The organism is Parafrankia sp. EAN1pec, assembly GCF_000018005.1.
Lineage (GTDB): Bacteria > Actinomycetota > Actinomycetes > Frankiales > Frankiaceae > Parafrankia > Parafrankia soli.
This window is the reverse complement of the sequence record NC_009921.1, coordinates 3,545,837-3,563,062: the sequence shown is the minus strand read 5'-3', so window position 1 is coordinate 3,563,062 and position 17,226 is coordinate 3,545,837. Positions and strand designations below refer to the sequence as shown.

The following is a 17,226-nucleotide window of genomic DNA, read 5'->3' as shown; positions in this document are numbered from 1 at the left end:
TTCTTGATCAACCCTGGCACAGCACTCGATGATCGCTATCGCAATGATCTCACTCGGCCGGAACTACACCCACGTCAGAACGTGCCGGTCACTGACCCGCTCCTCGACCGCCTTCATCAACCGATCATGCGGGATCGCCGAGAAACAGTCGGCGATGTCCGTCTCCACCACCCACCGCCTGCCCCGCCAGCACTCATCCACGAGCACCTGCAGAGCGTCGTGCACCGCCAGCCCGGGCCGAAACCCAACCGAGCACGGCAGGAAGTCCGCCTCGAACACCGACTCGAGAACCATCTTCACAGCCGTCTGCACGACCCGGTCACGGACTGTGGGAATCGACAACGGCCTCTGCCCGGACGAAGATCCGGGCTTCGGGATCAACACCCGGCGCGTGGGCGCCGGCCGCCACCGACCCTCCTTCAGATCCGCAGCCAGTTCGTCGATGAAACGGCGAACCCCGTACACCTCGACATCAGCGACCGTGACACGGTCAACTCCAGCCGCACCGTTGTTACGGCGCACCTGGACCCACGCACGCTCCAGCAGGTCACCGCGATAGACCTTGTCATAGAGCGCGTGGAACCGCCGCCCGGGATCAGCCTTGGCCGCCCGGTAAAGCGTTTGCTGCAAGGCTTGAACCTTGTCTTGCTCGGCGGAACTAGCCACGAGGGCACTCACCAGCTCTTCCTCACATACACACGCGCCGACGAAGCAGCGGCCCTTCCCGTCACCGGCGGTTATGTTGTCCGACCGGCTCAAGCGGTAATATGGCCGCCTCCGACTCCCTACCCGACACGTCACCCACTTCCCGGGGTCATCGGTTATAGGGCGTCGCCTCCTCCGGCAGATATTCCGCAGTGCTGCCGGGCCAGGCAGGGTCTCTCCAGTTCCCGCCGTCACTATCTGAACGTTCCGCGCCCCATACCCCGAGGAGTCCTTCACGGCTGTAATCCAGGATCTACACCGCTTCCGTGGCCTTCGCCGTGATTTCCGCGGCTCGACACTCCCTCTTCCCGCCGAAGCGGGCCTCTAACGAGGCGGCAGGCTTCGCTTCATGCTACGGACCGTCCAGTCGCTCCCCCTATTGGGCTTTTGACACTGGGCTTCGACCCGGCCAGTTACCCGACCAAGCCGCCAGTCTGCTACCGGGCCTCCTGGCAGCTACCCGGACCGGACTCGCACCGGCAAGCGACGACGAGCTTACGAACGGGGGATCAGCCGCTACACGGCGTCACCTCCGGCCTGCTGGACACACGAAAGCCCGAGGCTAGTCGTGAGTGCAACAGCTCAGGGACGTGGCATGGGCGGGAGGGGTTCGACAGAGATCTGTCGGGCTTCCTCAGGTGGGACACCCATGGCGCGGAGCACCAGTTCGGCCGCCTTTGAGCCGGCCTCACGCCAGGTCTGGCGGCCTTCGAGGACGGTCCACATGGCGCTTACGGTGGTTCCCATCAACATCGCCGCGATGTTGAGTTCGCTGCCTGTGGGCAGGTCGTAGCGCCCGGCTACGAGGCCGGCGCGGATGTCGTGCATCGGCGGACCGCTGAGCATCTCGCGGAGGGATTCCTCGGTGAGCCCGAAGCGGACCGCGAACCTGCCCATTGGGGGATGGTCGTGAGCGAGCCGAACCAGCATGCGCAGTCCGGTTGCGAGTCGCAGCGGCGGGTCGAGCGCGCCGTGAGCGTCCATCGTTCGGGCGATGGTGGCGTGTACCTCGATGGCGAGTGTGTCGCGGACGCGTTCGAAGAGCTGCTCCATCGAGTCGACGGTGCGGTACAGGGTCCCTCGTGCTACGCCGGCCTCGGCGGCCAGTTCGCTCATCGTGAGGTCGAAGGTCCCGCGCTCACCGAAGAGCCTCATCGCTGCGACGTTGATCCGTTGCTCAGCGCTACCCACGAGCTACCTCCCCTCGATTCGTTCGACTGATCAACGATCTTGTGCACGTTACGGACCTGTCCCAAGTGAGTCAACGACGCCCTATGGCGACATCGATTGACACATGTTGAACACTAATGTTCAGTGTGTTGGGCACCACACTACACAGGAGGCGGGCGTGAGCAAGCAACCGAACGCGGCGCAGTCAGCGCCCTCGACGACGGAGGCCGAGACGACATCGGTGCTGATCGCCGGCGCCGGTCCCATCGGGCTGACACCCGCACTCGAGCTCGACCGCCACGGGGTGGACTCGCTGCTGATCGAGCGGAACACCTCAACGACCAAGCATCCGAAGATGGACATCACCAACGGTCGCAGCATGGAGCTGTACCGCCGTCTCGGGCTGGCCGACGACCTCCGCCAGGTCGCAGTTCCGGCCGATCATCCGATCAAGGTGACGTGAGTGACGAACGCGGCCGGCCGGGAACTGGCATCGTTCGTCTACCCCAGCGTCTACGACTCACGAACCCAGGCCAGGAAGCCCAACGACGGCAGGACGCCGCTTGAACCACCGATGCGGGTGTCGCAGGTCGTCCTCGAACCCACACTGCGCGATCTACTGATCGCGCGTGCCGAACACGTCGGCGTCCAGTACGGATGGACGCTGGAGACGTTCGCCCAGGACGCCGTGGGGGTGACGGCTGAGCTGGTCTCGTCGGAGACCGGGGAACGGCGTACGATCCGCGCCAAGTACCTTGTCGGCTGCGACGGAGCTGGGAGCCGGACCCGACGCGAACTTGGGATCGGCATCGACGAGATCGATCTGCGCCGACTCGTGATCAAGGAGCTCGGTGTCCGCCGCGTCGCGAGCAATCTCGTGCGCTCGTTCCGCGCATTCGGTCAACGTCCCCCGGACGGCCGGTTCCATCTGGTGCACTTCGCCACCGCCCTCCGGCGTGTGGTCCAGCGGTTCGGCCAGATGTGGCACCTGCAGTCACCGGAGGGCTGGTCGGTCAATTCCCAGGATGACGGTGATATCTGGACGTTACACGGCCCCGTTGGGGATGGGCGAGGACGCCGACAAAGTCGACCCAAGCGAGTTCGTCTACAAGCGCTTCGGGTTCAGGTTCGACATGCAGGTGCTCGTCTCGAACGCGTGGACGCCGCGTCTGGTGGTTGCCGACTCGTTCGGTCACAGACGAGTGTGGCTGGCCGTGATGCGGTCCACCAGGTAACCCGACCGGTGGTTGCGGCATGAATACCGGCGTCGGCGTCTGCGACGCCATCGGACTCGGACTCGGACTCGGCTGGATGCTCGCCGCGCTTCTCCAAGGCTGGGGCGGACCGGCGCTGCTTCGTGCCTACGAGCAAGAACGCCGTGCAGTGGCGTTGCGCAACCAGGCTGCGGCGGGCCGGCACAGCGTAGTCCGGGACGCGATCATGGCGACCTTCCGGCCCTCAACGCACAGCGAGGGCTGGGACGGTGACCGGGTTCGACGCGAGATCGGACGTGAGGTCAGCAACCTGGGGAACCTTGAGAACGAGGCGCTGGGCATCGAGCTGGGCTACCGGTACGACGGCTCCCCGGTGATTTGCGGCGAAAGAACGGGGGTTGCGCCGCCGCTACGGATGGACGAGTACGTGCCGAGCACCTGGCCTGGTGCGCGTCCGCCGAGCGACGCTGGCGGACGGCCGGGAACTCTTCGACCTCTTCGCGCGGAGTTTCGCCTTGTTGCGGTCTGTCGCCCACGACATCGAGGAAATTGTTAACGCGGCTGCGAAGCGGGGCGTGCCGTTTGAGGTTATGAATGTACGTGACGAGCACGCGCATCGACTCTACGAGCGCGATCCGGTTCTGACCCGCCCCGACCAGCATGTCGCCTGGCGAGACAACGCGGTCCCGGCTGACCCTCTCGACGTCATCGACCGCATTCGTGGCGACCATCGACGAGCACGAAGGACACCTTCATCTTGAACATCTTCCTGTGGGTAGTGCAGATCGTCCTTGCCACCGTGTTCGCCGGCGCGGGCCTGATGAAGCTGACCCGTCCGATCGACGTGCTTCGAGCGAAGATCGGCGGTTGGGTCGATGGCGTTCCTACCCCGTTGATTCGGCTGGTCGGCGCCTTGGAGGTCGCTGCCGCTGTCGGGCTCGCCCTTCCCCCGGCGGTCGGAGTGCTCGCTTGGCTCGCCCCGCTTGCCGCGGTTGGCCTGGCCGTCATCATGGTCGGTGCGGCCGTGATCCACGGTCGCCGCGGCGAGTGGGCGTCGACCGGTCAGAACGTCCTACTCGGACTCGTGGCAGCAGGTCTTGCATGGGCCCGTTTCGGCCCCTATCCCTTCAGTTGATCAATCGCCGAGGAGCATACCGTGAGCACACCGATCCGCATCACTGCCGGGTTGTACTCGGTCCGCCTGCGCGACGACATGCCACGCGAGGTCACCACCGCCCACTGGGCGGGCCAGCATGCCGACATCATGCGGAAACTCCCGCACATCGACGAATACATCCAGCAGCAGTTCTCCGCCACAGACCACGGCTACTGGCCCGCTACGCCCGGAGTGGGCACCAGGGTCCCAGAGGAGTTCCGACTCGACGGCTACGCCGAGATCCGCCTACCCAGCATTATCGGTGGCATCCTCAGCGCACTGCACACCCGCGAAATCATGCTCGACGAGCAGAATCTCTTCCGCCACGTCGTCGGCAAGCTGACCGGTCCGAAGCGAGGCCGCTGGTGGCCCGACGAGGAAGGCACGCCAATACCACACCGCACCGCGGTGCTACTGCGCCGCCGCAGCGGCACCAGCAGCCGCGACTTCCGACGATTCGTGCACGACCAACTTGGACCTGCACTTCACGAAGCCGGAGCGCTCGACCTGCGCACCTACACGTTCATTCCGTCCTCGAAGCTCACCCCGAGCTCTCCCGCGGTCGCCCACAACTACCCCGTCGAGCGCCGCATCCACGGCGGACTCGTGATCGGTGCCGAAGACAGGAGCGCGATCAGTCGAATGCTGAAAGCAGATGCTGTCGCCACACTCACCGAACGTCAGTCCGAGCTGCTCACTGCTGCACACGCCTACACGATCGAAAGATCCGCAACTGTCATCGACAAGACTGTGCGGCCTGGCGCAGGTCGCCGCCGCGACACGTCTCGATGACTGCGCCACAGCAGACGCTGCAGTAGCAGCTCGCCATAGGTTCCCTGACGGTTCCGGGCAGGGTGATCAAGTCCGCGACGAGTGAAATACGCGCAAGCGCCGCCGGATATATCACCGACGAACTCCTCGCGTTCTACGAGCCGATCGTGCGCGCGCAGACCCCTCTCATCGTCACCGACAACCTCTATGTCTCGTTGCAGGCGAAATCGACGCCGAAGCAAGCCGGCATCGACGTTGACGCAAAGCTGCCGGGTCTTCGCGACTGGGTGACCATGACCCACGAAAGCGGCGGCCTGCTGTTCGCCCAACTCAACCTGGTGACACGCGACGAGGCCCGCCTGCAGGCTGTTGCCCACCAGCTGACCGCCGACCACGGCGTGGAGGTGCTGGCCGCGGACCTGTCCGATCCGCACTCGCGCCGCCGGGTCGAGAAGCGCCTGACTGGTGGCCCGTTCATCGACCTTCTCGTCAACAATGCGGGTATCCTGCACTCCGCACGTTCGGTTTAGGTCTCTGACCAGCCCATTTTCTTGATCACGGGGGTTTGGTCGGGTCGACTCCGAGGAGGTCGAGCACGCGCTGTTGGAGCGGGGTGGGCCGGGGGATGTAGGCGGGCTGGCCGTCGTGAGCGGGCACGAGGCGCAGGCCGGCGAGGGCTTCGAGGATGAGGCGGCTGGTGGGCTTGGCCGGGCGGCGGGCGTAGAGGCCGGCGACCGTCCCGGTCGGGCCGGCGGCGCGGCGGGCCTCGCGCTCGATCAGCGAGAACAGCAGCAGCGCCAGGCCGACGACGTGCAGGAGCCCGTGGATCCGCTGGTTGTTCTCCAGGTAGAACGGGTTGACCGCGAGGGGGCCCTTGAACGCGCTGTTGCGCCGTTCGGAGGCTTCCTGGCCCTTGTAGTCGACGAAGACCCCGGCGGCGTCCTTCTCCTCGATGCTCTGGTTTGTCAGGAGCGCGAACCAGCCGTCGGCGTTCGCCGCCAGGTCCAGGGCCGCCTCGTCGAAGTACCAGGTCAGCAGCGGTTTGCCGGTGTCGGGGTTGGTGTCGACGTGGGTGCGCAGCCACGCCCCGACCCGACACTCCCTGGTGATCTTCTCGACGCGGGCGTGGACGGCGGCCTCGTCGCGGTAGTAGTGGGTGCCGAGGTTGCGGTGCAGCACGACGAGCGCGGCGCGTGCCTTGTCGATCTGTTTCTGCCGGCTGGCCGCGGACGCCGCGGCACGGCGGGCCGAGTGGGAGTACACGGTGCGCGTCGTGAACGGCGGGTCGGTGGCCTTCGGGCCGCGCAGGGTCGTGGATCCCTCGACGACCCGGTGGACGTCGCGCTGGTGGAACAGCTTGTCCTTCTCGCGCTGGGGCGCCCAGTCGACGATCGTCGCGGTGGCCGGGTCGTGCGCCGCGAGCGCGGCCGGCCCGACGATGGTCCGCGGGGCCGGGGCGACGAAGGTGGCGCCGGCCGCGTCGATCGCGGTCAGGTTCGTGTAGGAGACGAGCTTGCTGTCGCCGACGAGCAGGAACCGGCGCGGCCCGGCGAGCTCACGCAGGGCCCGCAACGCGCCCTCCACCTGCGAGACCTCGGCGGCGCCGCCGTCGTAGACGCGGGTCAGCAGCGAGACCGCGCCGTCGGCGCAGGTCGCGAAGCCTGCCTGCACCTGCTTGAGGTCGAAGCGGTGGTCCTTCGGGTGGCCGGGCTTCGCCGGTCGCGTAGGCGGGGTCGGCCCGGTCGTAGGCCCCGAACACGAACATGCTGGTCAGGTCCCAGTGGATCTCGGAGGCGTCGAGGCCGAACACCGCGATCGCCCGCGCGGCGATCGCGCCGACGACGGCGTCGGCCTGCTCGGCCAGCGCCTCCAACGCCCGGCCGCACCGGTCGTCGTTGAGCGCGTCCGGCTCGATCCCGAAGATCTCCAGGACGGCCCACCTCTCGCCCCAGTCCTCGACCCGGACCAGCGGGGTCGGGGAGGTCAGCCGGTTGGCGACCAGCATGGCGATGACCTCGCCGTGGGTGTGGCGGGTCTTGTTCTCCTGGATCGGGCAGAGCCGGTCGATGATGGCGATCAGGTCGAGGCGGGCCAGCAGGTCACGGATGACCGGCAGCGAGCCGAGGAACTTCTCCAGGCTCGGGGGGCCGTAGCCCAGTTCGGCGGTCGCCAGCACGCTCCGCACCGTGCCAGATCGGATGCACCACACACCAGGGTGATCATCACCCTGCCCGATCAAGAAGTCACACCATCAGCACACCGCATGAACGTGCGGAGTGCAGGGGGTATTGGTCCGCCTACCTTCACCTCGTTCGCCACCGCAGACCTGGCCACGGAGATACGGCAGATCGACGTCAACATCCTATCTCCCATGTCACTTGCCCACGCTGCCCTGGGCCGGATGCTGGCGGAGTCGAAGGGGACACTACTGACGATCTCCTCACTCGACGCCATCCTGCCGGCCCCATACCACGCCACCTACGCCGCGACCAAGGCGTTAGTCAACAGCTTTTTCGAGGGGCTGCACGAGGAACTGCGCGACACTCCCGTCACGGTGACCACCGTGATGCCGGGATATGTCCGCACCGAGTTCACGGAGCGAGCCGGGGTGACCGACGCGCTCGACGGCGTTCCCAGGATCCTCATCCACGCTCCGGAACGAGTCGCCCGAAGCGCACTCGCGGCCGCGGCTTCTCAGAAGGCAATGAGCGCCCCGGGACCGATCTACACCGCCTACGCGGCGGTCATGGACTCCCTACCTCGTGGTATCCGACGCCGGCTGTCCAACCGCATCGTCCCCAACCACAGTCAGGGCCCCTCATGAAGATCGAACCTCGCCGTCTGCTGTCCCGGCGCGCGCCGACCCCTGCGGCGACGATCCGGCGGATGAACCCCGGCAGCACCTACGACGGCATACCCCGGATGCCTGCACTCTTCGGCCGACAGGGCGGTCCCCGCCAACGTCCGGAAGGGCCGGGCATGTACCGGGCCGGCGATGGGAACACCCTCGTCACCTGGGTCGCCGCGAGGGCGGACGCCGACAGGTTGGCAGCTCTCCTGCCAGCTGGGTTCGAGCTCACCGACCCGCTCCTGATCGTCGAGGCCGCGACGCTGTCCAACCTTCCGTGGCTCGCCGGGCGCGGCTATGAGTTCTTGGTGGTCAGCACTCCGGTGGTCTACACGACTGCCGGAGCCGAGCACCGCGGCCGGCTTGAGCTGGTCACCTGGGAGGACTGCCCGGACGCCATCATCTCCGGGCGCGAAGAACTCGGGTTCAACAAGATGTATGCCGACACCATGAGCCGCCACACCGGCAACGACGGGAAGTCGGTCCGCTACCGCGCGGCGTGGGACGGCACCACGTGAAGCAGGGTCGGGCGAACGTCACGGTGCACCGCATCCCGGCCGCGCCTCATCAAGGCTTACCAGCGACGACGAATCTGGAAGTGAAACCTGGCTACCGAGCGTCCGCTGCCTTCTTGGGGGTCATGTCGCAGGCGAGATCTACTGCGCTTTCCCACGCCACCCAGCTATGAGCTGCCAGCTCCGACGGTTTGACGAATATGAGGGCGTCTGGAGCATCCGTGAGAGTCAGAACGCCGCTTCGGACATCTCCATCAGCCCGAGACCGGTGCCCTCCAGCACCGTCCGGCGTGTGCGCAGCTCCGGCAGGATGTTGGCCGCGAACCAGCGCGCGGCCGCGATCTTGCCCTCGTAGAACGCCCGGTCGCGCTCGGACGGGGAGCCGTCCAGCCCGCGTAGCGCCGCGTCGGCACCGCGCAGCAGCAGCCAGCCGACGACGAGGTCGCCGATGCTCATCAGCAGCCGCGTGGTGTTCAGCCCGACCCGGTAGACCTGGGACTTGTCCTGGGCGGTGGCGGTGAGGAACCCGACCATCGAACCGACCATGGCCTGGCACTCGTCGAGCGCCGCGCCCAGCGACTCCCGCTCCGCGCGGAGCGCGCCGTTGCCCGCCTCGCCCTTCACAAACTCCTGGACCTGCGTGAACAGAGTGGTCAGCGCCCGACCCTTGTCCCGGACGATCTTCCGGAAGAAGAGGTCCTGGCCCTGGATGGACGTCGTGCCCTCGTACAGGGTGTCGATCTTCGCGTCGCGGATGTACTGCTCGATCGGGTAGTCCTGCAGGTATCCGGAGCCGCCGAGGACCTGCAGCGAGCTCGCCAGCAGTTCGTAGGAGCGCTCCGAGCCGACTCCCTTCACGATCGGGAGCAGCAGGTCGTTCATCCGCACCGCGTTGTCGTCCACCTCGCCGCGGGCCGCCGCCAGCGTGACGGCGTCCTGGAAGGTAGCGGTGTACAGCACGAGGGCACGCATCCCCTCCGCGTAGGCCTTCTGCTGCATGAGCATCCGGCGCACGTCGGGATGGTTGATGATGGCCACCCGCGGCGCGGTCTTGTCCGACGCCCGGGTCAGGTCGGCGCCCTGGATCCGCTCGCGGGCGAAGGCCAGCGCGTTGAGGTACCCGGTGGACAACGTGGCGATCGCCTTCGTGCCGACCATCATCCGGGCGTACTCGATGACCCGGAACATCTGCGCGATGCCGTCGTGGACGTCGCCGACGAGCCATCCGACGGCCGGCTCACGCTCGCCGAAGCGCAGCTCGCAGGTGGTCGAGACCTTCAGGCCCATTTTCTTCTCAAGGTTCGTGACGTAGGCACCGTTGCGGGCGCCCGGGGCGCCGGTCTCCGGGTCGGGCAGGTACTTGGGCACGACGAACATCGACAGGCCCTTGGTGCCGGGGCCGTGCCCCTCGGGGCGGGCGAGCACCAGGTGGAAGATGTTCTCCGGGATGTCCCAGTCACCGCTGGTGATGAAGCGCTTCACACCTTCGATGTGCCAGGTGCCGTCCGGCTGCTCGACGGCCCGCGCCCGGCCTGCGCCGACGTCGGAGCCGGCGTCCGGCTCGGTCAGCACCATGGTCGCGCCCCAGTGCCGCTCGATGGCCCAGTTCGCGATCTTCTTCTGCCATGGCGTGCCGATGCCCTCGAGGATCGCGGCGAACGTCGGCCCGGCCATGTACATGAACACCGCCGGGTTCGCCCCGAGGAGCAGCTCGGACGCCGCCCAGGCGATGGTCGGCGGGGCACCCATGCCGCCCAGGTGCGGCGGGAGGTAGAGCCGCCACCACTCGCCCTCCTGCGCCGCCGCGAAGGACTTGCGGAACGACTCGGGCAGTGTGACGGTGCCGGTGGCGGGGTCGAGTGTCGGCGGGTGCCGGTCGGCGTCCTCGAAGGACTCGGCGATCGGCCCGACGGCGACCCGCTCCAGCTCGGCGAGCACCTCATGCGCTGTGTCGCGGTCCATCTCCGCGAAGGGCCCGGTCCCGAGCGTCCGGTCCACGCCGAACACCTCGAACAGGTTGAACTCGATGTCGCGGAGATTGCTCCGGTAGTGCCCCATGAACGACTCCTCCCCTGGCAGCCTTGGCATCCCTGACGGCCCACCGCACAGTGGTCGGCGGCGCAGGTGGCCCCGACTTAAGTTACTCGCTGGTAGGTTATGCGTATACTACCCACAAGTAACATGGTTTGCTACCCACGAGTAGCAACTGTCGAGATCGAGCCTTCGAGCTCTCGGTGCCGCGTCGCCCTCCCGAGGTGGAGTGGATGCCCGCACCACAAGCATCACTAAAGGTAATTATTTGATACACATCAGCCTATCTACCCACTGGTAACTTTCTGCCGTAGGCTGCTGGAGTCTCAGTACCACCACGCCCAGTGCAAAATCGTGCACTGTGGGTGCGAGCCAGGTTCACGCTGCCTGAGGGCAGCCGTCGAGGAGGCCGGTGTGTTCGTCGTAGCGAAGGGTTCGATCCGCGACGTCGTGTTCGTCGACGGAGTGCGCACCCCGTTCGGCAAGGCAAAGGGCGTCTATGCCGAGACCCGGGCGGACGACCTGGTGATCCGGGTAATCCGCGAGCTGATCCGGCGCAACCCCGGGCTGCCGCCGGAGCGGATCGACGAGGTCGCGGTCGCCGCGACCACCCAGATCGGCGACCAGGGCCTGACCATTGGCCGGGTCGCCGGGATCCTGGCCGGGCTGCCCGAGTCGGTGCCCGGCTACGCCATCGACCGGATGTGCGCAGGTGCCGTGACCGCGGTGACCACGACCGCGTCGGCGATCGCCGTCGGCGCCTACGACGTGGCGATCGCCGGGGGCGTCGAGCACATGGGCCGCCATCCGATGGGCGAGGGCGCCGACCCGAACCCCCGGTTCGTCTCCGAGCGGCTCGTCGACCCGTCCGCGCTGGTCATGGGCATGACCGCCGAGAACGTGCACGACCGCTACCCCGGCATCACCCGGGCCCGGGCGGACGCCTACGCCCTGGCGTCCCAGCAGAAGGTCGCCAAGGCCTACGCCGACGGGAAGATCCAGCCCGACCTCGTGCCCGTCGCGGCCCGGCACACCGACAGTGGGTGGGAACTGGTCACCGCCGACGAACCGCCGCGGCCCGACACGACACTCGAGGGCCTCGCCGGACTGCGCACCCCGTTCCGCCCGCACGGGCGGGTCACCGCCGGCAACGCTGCGGGCATCAACGACGGTGCGACCGGCTGCGTGCTGGCCGCCGCCGAGGTAGCCGCCGAACTCGGCCTGGAGCGGAGGATGACCCTCGTCGGGTTCGGGTTCGCCGGGGTGGCGCCAGAAGTGATGGGCGTCGGGCCAATCCCGTCCACGGAGAAGGCGCTGGCCCGTACCGGCCTGAGCATCGACGACATCGGACTGTTCGAGCTGAACGAGGCCTTCGCGGTGCAGGTGCTGGCCTTCCTGGACCACTTCGGCATCGCCGACGACGACCCGCGGGTGAACCAGTACGGTGGCGCGATCGCCCTGGGACACCCGCTCGCCTCCAGCGGGGTCCGGCTGATGACACAACTGGCCCGGCAGTTCGAGGAACACCCCGATGTCCGCTACGGCCTGACCGCGATGTGCGTTGGCTTCGGCATGGGCGCCACCACCATCTGGGAGAACCCGCACCACATGGCCTGACTCCGCACACGATCTGAAACAGCACGGCATGGACCATGCGTGGCGACCCGCCGCGCGGCCGGGCCCGGTGACCCACTGGACCCGGCGACGAACCCGGCGGAGCCCACCAGAGCGGCTCCGGCCTTCTTTCCCATCCTCGCCTTCACTGTCGGTCGAACGGGAGACGGAGCATGAGTAGCGCAGCGGTGACCTTGGACTACCCGGACGAGGTGGTCACCTGGGCCCACGTCCGATACGTGTCGCTGCCCGGGGTCCGCGGCCCGGCCGCGCTGATCACCCTCGACAACGGGCACGACCACACCCGCCCGAGCACCTTCGGGCCGGCCGGGCTGCGCGCCCTGCTGGCCGCGGTGGCCGAGATCGAGGCGCACGACCCGCCGGTCGCCGCGATCGCGGTGACCGGGAAGCCGTTCATCTTCTGTGTGGGTGCCGACCTGTCCTACCGTTCGTCGCTGACGGACCCGGCCGAGATCTCACCGAAGCTCACCGCCCTGGGCGAGCTGGGACATGACGTGCTGCGCCGGGTCGGTGAGGGGCGGCTCGCCGGCCGCAGGGTGCCGACCTTCGCGCTGGTCAACGGCGCCGCGCTCGGCGGCGGCCTCGAACTGGCGCTGCACTGCGACTACCGGGCGATCTCGGCCGGCGCCACGGCGATCGCGCTGCCCGAGGTGTTCCTCGGCCTGGTACCCGCCTGGGGCGGCACCCAGCTGCTGCCAAACCTCATAGGCGCCGAGAACGCGGTCACCCTCGTTGTCGAAAACGCACTCATCCAGAACCGCACGCTGCGCGGCGAGCAGGCGTTCTCCCTCGGGCTCGGCGACGTTCTGCTCGAACCCGCGGACTTCCTGGAGGAGTCGCTGTGCTGGGTCGGCCAGGTGCTGCGCGGCGAGGTCGACCCTGCCGCAGGTCGGCGCCCGGTCAAACGTGGGGCGGCGTGGGCGGCCGCGGTTGAGCGCGGGCGCGTCCTGGCCGACGCCCGCCTGCACGGCGCCGCGCCAGCGGCCTACCGCGCGCTGGACCTGATCGCCCTAGCCGAGACCGCGGACCGCGACACCGGGTACGCCGCCGAGACCGCCGCTCTGGCCGACCTGGGCGCCAGCGAGGAGCTCGCCGCCGGCCTGTACGCCTTCAACCTCGTCAACAAGCGCGCGAAGCGGCCAGTCGGCGGGCCCGACCGCTCGCTGGCCCGGCCGGTCACCAAGGTCGGCGTAGTCGGCGCGGGGCTGATGGCCAGCCAGCTCGGCCTGCTGTTCGCCCAGCGCCTCGAGGTCCCAGTGGTAATCACCGATCTCGACCAGGACCGTCTCGACGCGGGCGTCGGGCGCGTCCACCAGGAGATCGACACCCTGCTGCGGCGCGGGCGCCTCTCCCCCGACCGGGCGAATCGGCTGAAGGCGAACGTGACCGGCTCCCTCACTAGAGACGCGTTCGCCGACGCCGACCTGGTCATCGAAGCGGTCTTCGAGGACATGAAGGTCAAGAAGGCCGTCTTCGCCGAGCTTGAAGCGGTGGTGAAGCCGGAGACACTGCTGCTCACCAACACCTCGGCGCTGTCGGTGACCGAGATGGCCGCCGACCTGACCCACCCGGAGCGGGTTGCCGGCCTGCACTTCTTCAACCCGGTGGCGGTCCTCCCGCTCGTCGAGGTGGTCCGCTCGCGGCACAGCGACGACGCGACCGTCGCGACCGCCCTCGACATCGCCAAGAAGCTGAAGAAGAACGCGGTGCTGGTCGCTGACGCACCCGCGTTCGTGGTCAACCGCCTGCTCACCCGGTTCATGGGCGAGGTGCTCGCGGGCACCGAGTCGGGCACCCCGGTCGAGCAGGCCGACGCGGCCCTCGACCCGCTCGGTCTGCCGATGTCGCCGCTGGTGCTACTCTCCCTGGTCGGCCCCCCGGTGGCCCTACACGTGGCAGAGACCCTGCACGGCGCCATGCCCGAGCGCTTCCGCTCCCCGGCAGGCCTGTCCCGGCTGGTGGCCGGGGGCAAGAGCAGCTTCTACACCACCGGGCCGAACGGGGAACAGATCGTCGACAGGGAGGCCGCCGCCCTCGTTCGCGGGGACGGCACCGGCCCGGCGGGCGGGGACCGCGCAGGGACGGCCGGCATCGCGTTGACCGCCGAACAGGTCCGCGAGGCCGCGCTGGCCGCGCTGACGCAGGAGATCCGGGTACTGCTGGACGAGGGCGTGGTCACCGAGGCGGCCGATGTCGACCTATGCATGATCCTCGGTGCCGGCTGGCCGTTCCACCTCGGTGGTATCACCCCCTACCTCGACCGCACCGGTGTCAGCGAGCGCGTCACCGGCCGCCGGTTCAGCCCGCCCGGAGCCGCCACCATCTCCTGATTGACTGGCGGCATCTTCTAGAACTATAGCAACAGTGATCGCCGTTTGATCTCTACTCGAAGCATCCGCGCGGTGTGAGGCATGGGGCGGCCGCCGCGTGGTTCTCCGTACTTTGCGGAAAGAAATAATGAAGCCGCAGCGGCCCCGGTAGGCAGCGTATCCGAGGCGGACGTCACGGTATGGGAGGCGGGCCTGGCTGAGTTGTTCAGCCAGGCCGCCCCCTGTCTGGGCGGTGAGCAGCCGCAGGTGCAGGCGCGGGGCTTCTGTCGCGGACGGAACGCAAGAACGGGTGGACGCTGGCGGAGCGCAACCACGACGCCGGGCCGCAAAAGATGCAGCGGCTGCCGAACGAGTACGCGTGGGACCACGACGGGGTCCGTGACCTGATCCGATCCTATGTGGTCGACCATCTTTTCGAGGAGGACGGGGTGCCGATCCTGAACGAGACCGGATTCCTAAAGAAAGGAAACTCGTCGGCGGGGGTGCAGCGTCAGTACAGCGGGACGGCGGGGCGGGTGGAAAACTGCCATCTGACGATGTTCGCCGCCTACGTCTCGGGAAATGGCGGATCTTTCGTTGACCGCGAGCTCTACCTTCCCGCGAAATGGACGGATAACCGGGAACGGTGCACGGCGGCAGGTGTGCCCACCGACGTCGGTTTCGCGATGAAGCCGGCACTCACCCTGACCATGATCCGCCGATTCCACCAGGCCCGCCCCAAACTGAGCTGGGTTGCCGGCGATGAGGTGTACGGCGCCGACCCGGAGCTGCGTAGCTGGCTGGAAGAACACGGAGTCGGCTACGCTCTCGCCGTCGCACGTAACACCGAGGTGTGCACGGCTGTCGGCCGTCTCTGTGTTGACGCGCCCGCCAAGATGATCCCCGATGGCGCCTGGGAGACATATTCCTGCGCGGACGGCTCGAAAGGCCCCCCGCTCTATGACTGGGCACTCCTCGACACCGCCGACACTGCCGGTCCGGCCGGCCGCCCGCCAGGTTCCGATCCGCCGTTCCCGCGGAGAGAAACCCGAACTCGCGTTCTTCCTCACGCACAGCCAGACGCCGGTTCCACTCGCCAGGCTGGTCACGGTCGCCGGCCGTCGCTGGGGTATCGGGGAATGCTTCCGGTCCGGCAAGAACGAGGTCGGCCTCGACCCTACCAGGTCCAGCCCTACACGCCTGGTGCCGGCACATCACCCTCGCGATGCTCACGCACGCCTGGCTGGCGGTCACCGCCACCAGAAACCTCAAGGACCATTCCCACCCGCCGAGTCGACAACGACTGATTCCCACATCGCATCGATCACGAAGAGGGTATCGCGCCGCATGTATCGCGTGGCGACCTGACCACTTACCGTGAGACGTAGCCCGGCAGCTCCTCCCAAATATGCAGCTCCTTTTATTCTCTTCTACGCTCGGAAATCGCATGTTGCAGGAGACAAGATGAGCATGAAGGACATCATCGATGCAGTCCTCGTCCAGGCCCCCCGCACCGAAGCCCGCAGAGCCGAGTTCGAGGCCCTGTCCGTGCCCGCCGCCTATCGGGGAGTGGTGGTCCGCCGGGACGAAGTCGGCATGTTCGCGGGCCGGGCGTCGCGGGACAAGGACCCCCGCGAGTCCCTGCACCTCGACGAGGTGGCGACCCCGGAAATCGGGCCGGGTGAGGCCCTGGTGGCGGTCATGGCCTCCTCGGTGAACTACAACACGGTCTGGACATCGATCTTCGAACCGATGCCGACGTTCGGGTTCCTCGGGCGCTACGGCCGCACCTCGCCACTGGCCCGCCGCCACGACCAGCCCTACCACGTGGTCGGCTCGGACCTGGCCGGCGTCGTGCTACGCACCGGGCCCGGGGTGCACGCCTGGGCACCGGGCGACGAGGTCGTCGCGCACTGCCTGTCGGTCGAGCTCGAACGTCCCGAAGGTCATAACGACACGATGCTCGATCCCGAACAGCGGATCTGGGGGTTCGAGACGAATTTCGGTGGTCTCGCCGAACTTGCGCTGGTCAAGGCCAACCAGCTCATGCCCAAACCCGACCACCTCACCTGGGAGGAGGCCGCCGCCCCCGGCCTGGTCAACTCCACCGCCTACCGCCAACTCGTCTCCACCAACGGCGCGAACATGAAACAGGGCGACGTCGTCCTGATCTGGGGCGCCTCAGGAGGCCTCGGCTCGTACGCCACCCAGCTGGCGCTACGCGGCGGCGCCATCCCGGTCTGCATGGTCTCCTCACCGGCCAAAGCCGAGATCTGCCGTTCACTGGGCGCCGAACTCGTCATCGACCGCGCGAGCGAGGACTACCGGTTCTGGACCGACGAACACACCCAGAACCCGAGGGAATGGCAGCGCCTCGGCAAACGGATCCGCTCGCTCACCGGCGGCGACGACCCCGACATCGTCTTCGAGCACCCCGGCAGGGAGACCTTCGGCGCATCCGTCTACGCGGCGCGGCGCGGCGGCACCATCGTCACCTGCGCCTCGACCAGCGGCTTCCTACACAGCTACGACAACCGCTACCTGTGGATGAACCTCAAACGCATCATCGGCTCGCACTTCGCGAACTACCGCGAGGCATGGGAAGCCAACCGGCTCATCGCCCGCGGCCTGATCCACCCCACACTGTCCCGGGTCTACCCACTCGCCGACACCGGACAGGCCGCCCACGACGTCCACCACAACAACCACCAGGGCAAGGTCGGCGTCCTCTGCCTCGCCCCATCCGAAGGACTCGGCGTCCGCGACGAAACAACCCGGGCCCGCCACCTCACCGCAATCAACCGCTTCCGCGGCATGTGATCAGTACTCCGAAGATTACTCCTGTTGACCCCAGGCCGTTTTCTTCTGTAGT

14 protein-coding genes and 2 pseudogenes are annotated in these 17,226 nt (G+C 67.6%); 11 read left to right on the top strand and 5 right to left on the bottom strand.

Features of this window, described 5'->3' with window-relative positions; genetic code table 11:
• Positions 1-63: 63 nt before the first annotated feature.
• Both FRANEAN1_RS14715 and FRANEAN1_RS14710 read right to left on the bottom strand, forming a co-directional pair.
• Entirely contained in the window at positions 64-678 is a 615-nt protein-coding gene (locus tag FRANEAN1_RS14715) for a reverse transcriptase domain-containing protein (protein WP_083788238.1), read from the bottom strand.
• Positions 679-1,287: 609 nt separating this feature from the next.
• The gene (locus tag FRANEAN1_RS14710) at positions 1,288-1,896 is read right to left on the bottom strand and encodes a TetR/AcrR family transcriptional regulator (protein ID WP_020460590.1); all 609 of its coding nucleotides are present in this window, start codon (positions 1,894-1,896) and stop codon (positions 1,288-1,290) included.
• A gap of 103 nt (positions 1,897-1,999) precedes the next feature.
• Between FRANEAN1_RS14710 and FRANEAN1_RS38760 the strand changes: the two are divergent.
• The 5 genes and pseudogenes from FRANEAN1_RS38760 to FRANEAN1_RS14690 all read left to right on the top strand — a co-directional run bounded on the left by FRANEAN1_RS38760 (position 2,000) and on the right by FRANEAN1_RS14690 (position 5,546).
• Positions 2,000-3,133: pseudogene (locus FRANEAN1_RS38760) on the top strand (FAD-dependent monooxygenase).
• Positions 3,130-3,645 carry an FAD-dependent monooxygenase gene (locus tag FRANEAN1_RS38755; protein ID WP_083788235.1) on the top strand — a complete coding sequence of 172 codons (516 nt, stop codon included), beginning with the start codon at positions 3,130-3,132 and terminating at the stop codon, positions 3,643-3,645. Before FRANEAN1_RS38760 ends, FRANEAN1_RS38755 begins: the two are co-directional and overlap by 4 nt.
• A gap of 201 nt (positions 3,646-3,846) precedes the next feature.
• Positions 3,847-4,224 carry a DoxX family protein gene (locus FRANEAN1_RS14700; protein WP_020460589.1) on the top strand — a complete coding sequence of 126 codons (378 nt, stop codon included), beginning with the start codon at positions 3,847-3,849 and terminating at the stop codon, positions 4,222-4,224.
• A gap of 21 nt (positions 4,225-4,245) precedes the next feature.
• Positions 4,246-5,037: a hypothetical protein gene (locus FRANEAN1_RS14695; RefSeq protein WP_020460588.1), complete on the top strand. Its 792-nt coding sequence runs from the start codon at positions 4,246-4,248 to the stop codon at positions 5,035-5,037.
• Between the two features lie 35 nt (positions 5,038-5,072).
• Positions 5,073-5,546: a hypothetical protein gene (locus tag FRANEAN1_RS14690; protein ID WP_157472642.1), complete on the top strand. Its 474-nt coding sequence runs from the start codon at positions 5,073-5,075 to the stop codon at positions 5,544-5,546.
• A gap of 25 nt (positions 5,547-5,571) precedes the next feature.
• On the opposite strand, the gene FRANEAN1_RS14685 is transcribed toward FRANEAN1_RS14690, so the two are convergent.
• Together FRANEAN1_RS14685 and FRANEAN1_RS43390 are read right to left on the bottom strand one after the other, a co-directional pair.
• A complete protein-coding gene (locus tag FRANEAN1_RS14685) occupies positions 5,572-6,687 on the bottom strand; it encodes a hypothetical protein (protein WP_020460586.1) in 1,116 nt (371 codons plus the stop codon).
• On the bottom strand, positions 6,572-7,192 hold the full coding sequence (locus FRANEAN1_RS43390) for a DUF4277 domain-containing protein (protein WP_347177140.1): 621 nt from the start codon (positions 7,190-7,192) through the stop codon (positions 6,572-6,574). The genes FRANEAN1_RS14685 and FRANEAN1_RS43390 overlap by 116 nt, the downstream gene beginning before the upstream one ends.
• Before the next feature lie 39 nt (positions 7,193-7,231).
• On the opposite strand from FRANEAN1_RS43390, the gene FRANEAN1_RS14680 reads away from it, so the two are divergent.
• A complete protein-coding gene (locus FRANEAN1_RS14680; protein WP_157472641.1) occupies positions 7,232-7,840 on the top strand; it encodes an SDR family NAD(P)-dependent oxidoreductase in 609 nt (202 codons plus the stop codon).
• Positions 7,837-8,382 carry an acetoacetate decarboxylase family protein gene (locus tag FRANEAN1_RS14675; RefSeq protein WP_020460584.1) on the top strand — a complete coding sequence of 182 codons (546 nt, stop codon included), beginning with the start codon at positions 7,837-7,839 and terminating at the stop codon, positions 8,380-8,382. The genes FRANEAN1_RS14680 and FRANEAN1_RS14675 overlap by 4 nt, the downstream gene beginning before the upstream one ends.
• Positions 8,383-8,607: 225 nt before the next feature.
• On the opposite strand, the gene FRANEAN1_RS14670 is transcribed toward FRANEAN1_RS14675, so the two are convergent.
• Complete coding sequence (locus FRANEAN1_RS14670) at positions 8,608-10,437, bottom strand: acyl-CoA dehydrogenase (RefSeq protein WP_020464645.1); 1,830 nt, start codon at positions 10,435-10,437, stop codon at positions 8,608-8,610.
• A 387-nt stretch (positions 10,438-10,824) separates the two neighbouring features.
• Here FRANEAN1_RS14670 and FRANEAN1_RS14665 point away from each other — a divergent pair, with 387 nt between their 5' ends.
• From FRANEAN1_RS14665 to ccrA, 4 genes and pseudogenes are all read left to right on the top strand, one after another.
• Complete coding sequence (locus FRANEAN1_RS14665; protein ID WP_020460582.1) at positions 10,825-12,027, top strand: thiolase family protein; 1,203 nt, start codon at positions 10,825-10,827, stop codon at positions 12,025-12,027.
• 170 nt (positions 12,028-12,197) lie between these two features.
• Entirely contained in the window at positions 12,198-14,375 is a 2,178-nt protein-coding gene (locus FRANEAN1_RS14660; protein WP_020460581.1) for a 3-hydroxyacyl-CoA dehydrogenase NAD-binding domain-containing protein, read from the top strand.
• A 192-nt stretch (positions 14,376-14,567) separates the two neighbouring features.
• Positions 14,568-15,648 (top strand): annotated as a pseudogene (locus FRANEAN1_RS14655) (IS701 family transposase); the annotation flags it as partial.
• A 176-nt stretch (positions 15,649-15,824) separates the two neighbouring features.
• Positions 15,825-17,174, top strand: coding sequence for a crotonyl-CoA carboxylase/reductase (gene ccrA, locus FRANEAN1_RS14650; protein ID WP_041255900.1), 1,350 nt, complete (start codon positions 15,825-15,827; stop codon positions 17,172-17,174).
• Positions 17,175-17,226: the final 52 nt, after the last annotated feature.